We start from the raw sequence: 9,462 nt of genomic DNA, 5'->3' as shown, positions 1-9,462 counted from the left end.
ACAGGAGTCTGGACTTGACTTTACTTCAGTTAAATGAGATAAAAGATAAATTATTGTAAATTTTATTCAGAAAGTCAAACTTCTTTTTGCAAATTTTTATTTATAATTTATTAATTATATAATTATAAAAAGTTTGTTTTTTACTTTTGAATTTAAAGCATTCAATCATTTGATTATAATTATGGCAAAAATATGAATTAAGTAAATAAAAATGTATTAATTTTTGAGCCAATTCATTTCATTTTAATACATTCCATTTATAATATGAACCAGGTGATATTTGTGAAAAGATTAACAAGTTTAGCGATGAAATATAAAATTTATCCGATATTAATGTTTGTAATCAGTACAATATTAGCGATTACTGTAGTCATTCAGAACATTGCTATTGCAGAAATTTTAAATGCAATGTTACGTCATACACATCAAGATTTGTTAATTTTACTACTAGTGACATTAATTGTTTTATTAGCAAGAGCGACATTTAACACAATAAATCAAATGATAGGTAATCGTATGTCTTCTCGCGTTAAATATGATTTACGACGTCAATTGATTTTAAATAAATCTTCAGAACCTATTGGTGTTCAAATTAATACATTGACTGAAAATATAGATGGTATAGCACCATTCTTTAATAGTTACTTTCCTCAAGTTTTTAAGTCTATGATGATACCACTATTTATCATTATTGCAATGTGTTTCATACATTTAAACACGGCTTTAATCATGATTGTTACAGCACCATTTATACCAATGTTTTATATCATTTTTGGGTTGAAAACACGTGATGAGTCAAAAGATAAAATGACTTATTTAAATCAATTTAGTCAACAATTTTTAAATAAAATAAAGGGTTTGATTACTCTCAAACTATTTAATAAAACAGAAGCTACAGAACAATCTTTATATGAAGAAAGTACAACATTTCGAAATTTAACAATGCGTATTTTAAGAAGTGCTTTTTTATCAGGTTTGATGTTAGAGTTTATCAGTATGCTTGGAATTGGCCTTGTTGCTTTAGAAGCGGGGTTAGGATTAATATTATTTAATAGTATAGATTTTAAAACTGCAGCCATAGCAATTATATTAGCACCGGAATTTTATAATGCTATTAAAGATTTAGGTCAATCTTTTCATACTGGAAAGCAAAGTGAAGGCTCAAGTGATGTTGTCTTCGATTTATTAGATCGACAAGAAGGTTATGTGAAACCACAAGTGCAAACGAATAGTTATCAAAAGCCATTAATACAGCTTGAGCATATATATTATAAATACAATGATGCACAGCAACATGCTTTGGAAGATATCAACATTAGTATTTATGAAGGGGAACATATTGCATTAATTGGAAAAAGTGGAGCTGGAAAATCTACTTTAGCTCAAGTTATAGCACAACATTTTAAACCGCAATATGGTTCTGTTATTTATAAACAACAGTTAAAAATTGGTTTTTTGAGTCAGCATCCCTATATTTTTAATGCGTCTATAAGAGATAATATGACTATGTTCCAAAAAATTGAAAAAGATAAAATTTTAGAAGCGCTTGACGATGTTAACTTAAAACATGTTGTCAATGCGTTAGAAAATGGTATTGATACTTGGATTGGTGAAGGTGGAGAGATGCTATCTGGAGGGCAGATGCGAAGAATTGAACTGTCACGGTTATTATTATTACAACCTGATGTACTGATATTCGATGAGCCTGCTACGGGATTAGATGTACAAACAGAGCATGTCATTCAATCTGTGATAAACAGAAAGTTTGAAAATACGACGATCATCACCATCGCACATAGAGAACATACAATAAAAAATGCAGATAGACGTATAAAAATTAATGAAGGTTCCGTTGAAGCTATACAAGTAATCGAGCAAAATGCGTATAAAGGTGGTGACTTTTGTTGAGACCACATATTCAATTTAAGGTAGATAAAGATTTGGTTTTATCTATTATTGTAGGTATATTGGGCAGTTTAACTGCATTAAGCATGTTTTTCTTGAGTGGTTATATGGTGACGCAAAGTGCATTAGGGGCACCATTGTTTGCATTAATGGTTTTAATTGTTTCTGTTAAAATGTTTGGGTTTATACGTGCTGTTGCAAGATATATTGAAAGATTACTGTCTCACAGAGCCACATTTACTATGTTGAGAAATGTGAGAGTACAATTCTTCAAACATATTATACCTGTCGTGCCAGATGTGTATAGAAAATTTAAATCAAGTGATTTACTTGGACGCATGGTTGGTAGCGTAGAAGCACTACAAAATATTTATTTAAGAGTTTATTATCCGCCAGTAGTCATTGGTTTAACGGCGATGATTGCAATGGTTGTGACGTTTTACTTTTCATTTGTTCATGCAATTATCATCTTTTTAAGTATGTTGATAACATTGGTTTTAATCCCTTGGTTAAGCGCGAAAAAAGCACAATTATTAAAAAGAGATGTTAATCGTGTACAAGAGCAATTTTTAAATCAATTTTACGATTATAAAGAAGGGTATCAAGAACTTGCAAGATTTGACCAAACAGCATATTATCAACATCGGGTGTTAAATCAATTGAATCAGTATGAACAAGCACAAGCAAAAGAGCAGCGATTCTTATCATTGTATGAATATAGTTTGAATCTGGTTTCAATGATTGCTTTATTTGCAACTTTATATTTAGGTGTTATACAAGTGCAAAATCAACAATTAGATGTTGTTTACTTAACAAGTATTGTTTTGATGATGTTAACATTATTCGAACAAGCAATCCCTATGAGTAATGTGGCTTATTATAAAGCCGAGACGGATGAAGCATTGAGCAATATTAATGAAGTTATTGCTCACCCAATGCAACAAGGCAATCAACCACTATCACTAGAAAGTGATGTGCATCAACCTTTCGTAGAAGTTAAAAATGTTGATTTTAAATATTGGAATCAATCGAATTACACTTTAAAAGAATTGAAATTACGGGTGCATGAAGGTGAACATGTAGCAATTATTGGACCTTCTGGCTCAGGTAAGAGTACCTTATTACAGTTAATAATGGGACTTTATCAAAGTGAAAATGGTGTGGTTTTAATAAATAATCAAGATATTACAACCCTTTTAGATTCAAATAAATACAGTTCGATTAATGCTCTGTTACAGTCACAACAGTTATTTGATGGTACAGTACGTGATAATTTATTTACTGATAAAGATGATGCAGTAATCAAAGAAGTTTTTGATACACTAGGTTTATCGCACATTGAATTAGATAGACACATCACACTTTCAGGTAATACACTGTCTGGCGGTGAGATTCAACGAATGGGTATTGCAAGATTATTATTGAAAGAAGCTCCGATTTGGGTGTTGGACGAGCCTACAACAGCGTTAGATATTTATCATACGAATCATGTGATGGATGAAATTCACAAGCAATCTCAAACACTAATCGTGGCAACACATGATTTACGATTACTACCAAAATTTGATAAAATCGTGGTTATGGTTGACGGTAAAATCATAGAACAAGGAGATTACCAATCGTTACTATCAAATAAAGGCTATTTATATCAAATGGTCACGTTAAATCAAGTGTGACTTTTTAACAAAAGACAGCAATATAAGTACTTGATTTGTAAATGGAAAATGTTAAAGATTTAAAGCGAAAACCTGAGCTGTAGCTCATGCATAAGCCCCACTAACCCAACAAATTGGGAAGTGGGGCTTTAAAATAAACTAGAGCCTAGGACAAATCAATAATGTCCTAGACTCTAGCTTTAAATCAATATATTTAATTAATCAATTTCATATTGTTTAACCTTAACATTTAGAATTTAGCATTATTTTGCTTTTTCTTCAGTAAAGGCATTAATTACTTTTGAAAGTAATCGATTTAGTTCTTTGTTTTCTTCTGCGCTAAGTGAAGATGCAACTGCCACATCTTGACATGCTGTGTCCAATTCAGGTCGAATTGCTTCACTTTTATCTGTTAAGTGGATAAACACTTCACGTTGATCTACTTCAGAACGTTCACGTTTAATTAAATCAACTTGCTCCATTCTTTTTAGTAATGGAGATACAGTACCTGTATCAAGTGCTAATTCAGTTACGACTTTTTTCACATTAACAGGTGAGTCAGCCCATAAGATTGTTAAAACTAAAAACTGTGGATATGTCAATTTGTATTTTTTAAAGACATTGTTAGAGTAGTAGCGATTTACTTGTCTTTGAGCATTATACAAACTGAAACATAATTGATCCTTTAAATTAAGTGGTTCAGACATAAAGTTCTCCTCCAGACATTCTATCCGTTTTGTTCTTTCTGTTATCGGATTTGAATCCGTCTATTGTTGTGTAACACTTCCTCAAGCATACTTTCACACTGTGCCATGCTAAAATAAAGTATGTATAAAGTTTAGAAGAAAGTCAACATTTTATCAAGTGAAAGGTTAATTATAAGAATAATTAAAGTTTTACGCAAACATTTTTATTTATGAAATGAGTGAGTATATGAAAAATATTAACAATCAAAAAACCCGAATTACGATTATCACAGGATTTTTAGGGAGTGGTAAAACAACTTTTCTTAGTAAATATATAAAATATTTACAAAAAAACAATGAAAACCCAAGTGTAATCGTAAACGAATACGGTAATTTAGATATAGATAGCTATGCTATTAGCGATGATATTGAGGTTGCGTCAATATTAAATGGTTGCGTATGCTGTGATTTGCAACTAGATTTAATAAAACAATTAAAACATTTTCTAAGCAAAAGTGCAATGCGCCATATAATAATTGAGGCGACAGGTTTAGCACATCCAATTGAAATTATTGCAGCATGCCAGGATCCTGAAATTATTGAACAAGTCGCTCAACCCACAGTAGTAGGCTTGGTGGATGGGCCTCGCTTCTTAAATCGTTTTCAATATACAAACCATACAATTCAATTGATGGAAGAACAATTATCTGTATGCCATGACATAGTGATGAACAAAATGGATCTCATTGATAATCATACACATGAGCTTGATGAAGCAATCCGCAAAATTAATCCAACAGCATCCAAATATTTTACTACATATGCAGATATGGATATGAATCAAATTGCTCTGGTTGAAAATGGAAACCAAATGAATATAAATAACCATGTACATCATCATGGGATAAATCGTCTACATTATCATTTTTCAGGACCTATTCATAGACAATTATTTTATCAATTTATTTTACGGTTGCCAGATAATGTTCTAAGATTAAAGGGATATGTAAAATTTAAAGATATGCCTAATGATATTTATGAATTTCAATATGCGTTTGGATTACCAGATTATCAAACGATTGATAAAGAAGTACCCTTAACGATTGTTATGATTGGTGAACAATTAGATATAAATCAACTACGAAATCAATTAGATATGCTACAATTTACCTAATTTAAATTAATGTAATGAAGAAGGGGTTTGATTCATTATGGAAAGAGTGAAAATTAACCAACATGTATCCTTTTCAAATGTAATACAAGGGTTTTGGAGAGCAAAAGATTGGGATTGGACACCACAACAATTAAATTACTATATTAATGAATTAGTCGAGCGTGGAATTACTACAATGGATCATGCAGATATATACGGTGATTATAGTTGTGAAGGGATTTTTGGAGAAGCGCTTAAATTATCACCTAATCTACGTGAGCATCTTGAAATCGTTTCTAAATGTGGCATTGTATTGCCATCAGAGCATTTGGCGACAGCAAATGGACATCGATACGATCACAGTAAAAAACATATCAGAGAAACTGTGGAACGTTCGCTTAAACAATTACAAGTAGAACAGTTAGATTCATTATTGATTCATAGACCATCTCCGTTGATGGATCCTCACGAAATCACTGAAGCTGTTAAATCTTTAGTTAAAGAAGGGAAAATCAAATCGTTCGGTGTGTCAAATTTTAACAAATCTCAGTATGATTTATTAAGTAAATGCTTAGTTTGTGATAAATTACATATTACTTTAAATCAATTAGAAGTTTCTCCTTATACATTAGATGCGATTGAAGATGGAACCATTAACTATATGTACAAAGATGATGTTAAAATTATGTCATGGAGTCCGTTGGCTGGAGGGAAACTGTTTGATCTTGAAGACGAAAAATCAGCAAGAATCACTGCGATTATATCTCCATTGGCACAAAAGTATAACGTTACGACAACTGCAATTATAATGTCTTGGTTAAAAAAACATCCAGCTTCAATTATGCCGGTGTTAGGCACGCAAAAGATTAATCGTATTGATGAAGCATTACAAGGTATGACAATAACGTTAACTGACCAAGAATGGTTTGATATTTATACAGCTTCCTTAGGTCATGATATTCCTTAGATTCTAATTAGAAGGAGCGTAGAACATGAGTATTCAGAATGAACAACATCATAGAGATCAGTTTAGATTTCAACGCAATTTTATTAACTTTCCTTTTTTAGGTTTTGCAATAGTAATTGCTTTATTAAACATAGTATATCCTGACATAAATGTCATGATGGCATTGTTTGGTCTGTTCTTTTTATACAATGGTGGGATATTGTTTGTGGCGTTTATAAAGCATTATAAACGTGTGATGGTCTTAGCAATTATCTTAACCTTAATGTCATTAGCACTATTTGGAATGACGATGTATTTATATGCTAAATCAAATAATTTACTATAATGTAAAATATTACATGATCTAAATAAGTAGTAGGAGGGCATGCATGGAGCAATGGATCACTCATTTTATGGAACAATTTGGTTACTGGGGAATTGCTTTTCTGATATTTTTAGAAAATATCTTTCCTCCTATACCTTCTGAAATCATCTTAACGTTTGGTGGTTTTATGACTACACACTCTAACTTGAGTTTTATTGGTGTAACACTTACATCAACTGTAGGATCTATTGTTGGAGCGATTGCCCTTTATGGCATAGGTGCTTGGATAGGAGAAAGAAATTTATATAAAATTGTAGATCGTTATGGAAAAATAATACGAGTAAAAAGAAGTGATTTAGATAAAACACTGCATTGGTTCGAGCGATACGGTTATTGGACGATATTTTTCTGTAGATTTGTACCACTTTTAAGAAGTTTAATTTCAATTCCTGCTGGTTTAACACGCATGAATATGCCTTTGTTTTTATTATTTACAACAATTGGTACATTGATTTGGAATATCGTTTTAATTTATTTAGGACAAACAGTTGGTAGCAATTGGCAAGTGATTGTGCACTATATGGATATTTACTCTAAAATGATTTATATCGTACTTATTATTTTAGTTATTTTTATTATTTGGAAGTGGTTGAAACGTCAACGAAAGCATAAGCAAAATTAAGCATAAGCTTTGCGAATTCGAACAATATTTTAGTAGCTACTAAAGAATGGTTTACTTATTAACATCTTATGGTGTGAGATAGCACTTAAATTTATTCAAATTGATTGTATGTGCACACTTTGCCAAAGTTGACTAGGATTGAGATTCATGCATAAGTCCCACTAACGCAATAAATTGAGAAATGTAATTCAAGCATACTAAGACAATTCACTTATCTATCATTATAAGGGGATGATATTATGACAAAACAAAAGGTTTCTATTATAGGTGCTGGCAATACAGGATCTACATTAGCTTTTATTATAGCTAAACATGAATTAGCAGATGTAGTATTAATTGATCAACCTAAAAATGAAGGACAGGTTAAAGGTAAAGCACTGGATATATTACAAAGTAGTCCAATTTATGGCTTTGATGTAAATGTTTCAGGCTCAGTAGACTATGCTGATACAAAAGACTCGGATATTGTTGTGATTACTGCTGGGGTGCCACGCAAGCCTGGAATGAGCAGAGATGATTTGGTTAAAATAAATGAACAAATAATGGAAGATGTTACCAAAGAAATTGTTAAATATTCTCCTGAATGTAAAATAATAGTGCTCACTAATCCGGTTGATGCAATGACCTATTCGGTCTTAAAAGCATCAGGTTTCTCTAAAGAACGCGTTCTTGGACAGTCGGGTATTTTAGATACTGCAAGATATCAAACATTTATAGCGGAAGCTTTAGGCGTTTCGATTAAAGATATTAAAGGATTAGTACTAGGCGGTCATGGAGATACCATGCTTCCGTTAGTTAATGCTACAAATGTTAATGGTGTACCATTGACTAAATTATTAGATGAAACTACTATTAACCAAATTATTGAACGTACTCGAAAAGGTGGTGCTGAAATAGTAGAATTATTAGGTACTGGTTCTGCTTATTATGCGCCAGCTTCAGCAGTGTATACGATGTTGGAAGCAATTTTAAAAGATCAACAACGTTTATTACCCTCTATTGCATATTTAGAGAATGAATATGGTTTTTCTGATATTTGCTTAGGTGTCCCTACAATATTAGGAGAAAATGGTATAGAACGTATCTTAGAACTCGAGCTATCTGCTGAAGAATTAAAACAATTACAAATTTCAGCAAATGCTGTTCAGCAAGTAAAACAATCGCTAAAAAATAAATAACTTTTTTAAAAAGAAACACCCACAACATGGCTAATAAGTCTGCTGTGGGTGTTTCGTTATATAATTAAATTTGTGATTACATCCTGAAAATACAAATATACACCGCAACGTACTCAAGAAAAGTTAAAATATACATATACTTTAACCTTAACTTTGTTTTAATAGAAACATGCCAATCAGGATATTTACGTTCGTAATAGAATAATTGCAAATAAAATAAACCGATACCTAGTGGTAAACACATGAGTAGAATGCTTTTTGTGTATGAAAATCCTATGTCATGGAGTAAATGTCCAATAATTAGCTGAAATACGACGAGTACAATAAGTAAAATTAAAATATTAAAAGTCATTTTGTATGTTGTACTCCTTTCGCAAATGTATAAATTAAAACTTGAAGCAATACCAGTAATATGACAAATAGGAAAGCATCAAAATCTAAATGATTGATGACTTCTCTGTAAATTCGAAGTGGTTCATTGATAATATAAACAGAATGCAAACGCAAGAACCGTCCGATATAAATACCTAAGCCATTTAAAAACATCATTATTAATATAATGGTTCTATTTAACCATCGATGCGTTGTAAAATTTTCCATTTCTACAAACATTAAAATTAATAAATATAAGGCTAACAAGACACCGGCAACTAAAAAAGTAAAATACATCCATTCAACGATGATTAGCCCTTGATAAAAATTAAAAGTAAATTGATTTAAATGTATTAAATCAGTAACCATATATAGTGTATTGGGTACCATGCATAAAAATATAAGTACAAAAACGATAAATAATGGCCATTCATATTTATATTTCGGTTTAAATAAATTTAATAGTAAGCACAATTCAAATGGAATATATGCTAAGAATAGATTGAGTGTCATAAATTGATAAAATTGGTTAAAGAAAATAGAGTCAAGTCCAGACTCCT

Annotated in this window: 10 protein-coding genes; 7 read left to right on the top strand and 3 right to left on the bottom strand. The window is 31.2% G+C overall.

Annotated elements, in window-relative coordinates:
* Positions 1–282 precede the first annotated feature (282 nt).
* On the top strand, positions 283–1,908 hold the full coding sequence (locus KA883_RS13245; protein WP_046207362.1) for an ABC transporter ATP-binding protein/permease: 1,626 nt from the start codon (positions 283–285) through the stop codon (positions 1,906–1,908).
* Positions 1,905–3,581 (top strand): thiol reductant ABC exporter subunit CydC, encoded by a 1,677-nt coding sequence (gene cydC, locus KA883_RS13240; protein WP_046207363.1) that lies wholly within the window; start codon positions 1,905–1,907, stop codon positions 3,579–3,581. The genes KA883_RS13245 and cydC overlap by 4 nt, the downstream gene beginning before the upstream one ends.
* Positions 3,582–3,823: 242 nt before the next feature.
* Here cydC and mgrA read toward each other — a convergent pair whose 3' ends face one another.
* Entirely contained in the window at positions 3,824–4,267 is a 444-nt protein-coding gene (mgrA, locus tag KA883_RS13235; RefSeq protein WP_046207364.1) for a global transcriptional regulator MgrA, read from the bottom strand.
* 226 nt (positions 4,268–4,493) lie between these two features.
* Between mgrA and KA883_RS13230 the strand changes: the two genes are divergently transcribed.
* The 5 genes from KA883_RS13230 to mdh all read left to right on the top strand — a co-directional run bounded on the left by KA883_RS13230 (position 4,494) and on the right by mdh (position 8,530).
* Positions 4,494–5,420 (top strand): CobW family GTP-binding protein, encoded by a 927-nt coding sequence (locus tag KA883_RS13230; protein WP_046207365.1) that lies wholly within the window; start codon positions 4,494–4,496, stop codon positions 5,418–5,420.
* Positions 5,421–5,457: 37 nt separating this feature from the next.
* The gene (locus tag KA883_RS13225; protein WP_046207366.1) at positions 5,458–6,366 is read left to right on the top strand and encodes an aldo/keto reductase; all 909 of its coding nucleotides are present in this window, start codon (positions 5,458–5,460) and stop codon (positions 6,364–6,366) included.
* A gap of 25 nt (positions 6,367–6,391) precedes the next feature.
* Complete coding sequence (locus KA883_RS13220; RefSeq protein WP_046207367.1) at positions 6,392–6,691, top strand: hypothetical protein; 300 nt, start codon at positions 6,392–6,394, stop codon at positions 6,689–6,691.
* A 43-nt stretch (positions 6,692–6,734) separates the two neighbouring features.
* Positions 6,735–7,352 (top strand): DedA family protein, encoded by a 618-nt coding sequence (locus tag KA883_RS13215; RefSeq protein ID WP_046207368.1) that lies wholly within the window; start codon positions 6,735–6,737, stop codon positions 7,350–7,352.
* Positions 7,353–7,591: 239 nt separating this feature from the next.
* Positions 7,592–8,530, top strand: a complete 939-nt coding sequence (gene mdh, locus KA883_RS13210; RefSeq protein ID WP_046207369.1) for a malate dehydrogenase — start codon at positions 7,592–7,594, stop codon at positions 8,528–8,530.
* Positions 8,531–8,606: 76 nt separating this feature from the next.
* Here the strand turns inward: mdh and KA883_RS13650 are convergent, their stop codons facing one another.
* Together KA883_RS13650 and KA883_RS13205 are read right to left on the bottom strand one after the other, a co-directional pair.
* A complete protein-coding gene (locus KA883_RS13650; RefSeq protein WP_046207370.1) occupies positions 8,607–8,882 on the bottom strand; it encodes a hypothetical protein in 276 nt (91 codons plus the stop codon).
* On the bottom strand, positions 8,879–9,442 hold the full coding sequence (locus KA883_RS13205) for a DUF1361 domain-containing protein (RefSeq protein WP_348634421.1): 564 nt from the start codon (positions 9,440–9,442) through the stop codon (positions 8,879–8,881). Before KA883_RS13205 ends, KA883_RS13650 begins: the two co-directional genes overlap by 4 nt.
* Between the last annotated feature and the right edge of the window lie 20 nt (positions 9,443–9,462).

Source organism: Staphylococcus sp. GDY8P54P (assembly GCF_017892645.1).
Taxonomy (GTDB): Bacteria; Bacillota; Bacilli; order Staphylococcales; family Staphylococcaceae; genus Staphylococcus; species Staphylococcus ureilyticus.
This window is presented reverse-complemented; position numbering and strand designations above follow the sequence as displayed.

What these genes read in the sequence shown, in the direction of transcription:
- KA883_RS13215 (WP_046207368.1), top strand. Translation starts at nt 6,735, where the DNA reads ATGGAGCAATGGATCACTCATTTTATGGAACAATTTGGTTACTGGGGA.
- KA883_RS13230 (WP_046207365.1), top strand. Translation starts at nt 4,494, where the DNA reads ATGAAAAATATTAACAATCAAAAAACCCGAATTACGATTATCACAGGA.
- KA883_RS13220 (WP_046207367.1), top strand. Translation starts at nt 6,392, where the DNA reads ATGAGTATTCAGAATGAACAACATCATAGAGATCAGTTTAGATTTCAA.
- KA883_RS13650 (WP_046207370.1), bottom strand. Translation starts at nt 8,882, where the DNA reads ATGACTTTTAATATTTTAATTTTACTTATTGTACTCGTCGTATTTCAG.
- KA883_RS13225 (WP_046207366.1), top strand. Translation starts at nt 5,458, where the DNA reads ATGGAAAGAGTGAAAATTAACCAACATGTATCCTTTTCAAATGTAATA.
- mdh (WP_046207369.1), top strand. Translation starts at nt 7,592, where the DNA reads ATGACAAAACAAAAGGTTTCTATTATAGGTGCTGGCAATACAGGATCT.
- mgrA (WP_046207364.1), bottom strand. Translation starts at nt 4,267, where the DNA reads ATGTCTGAACCACTTAATTTAAAGGATCAATTATGTTTCAGTTTGTAT.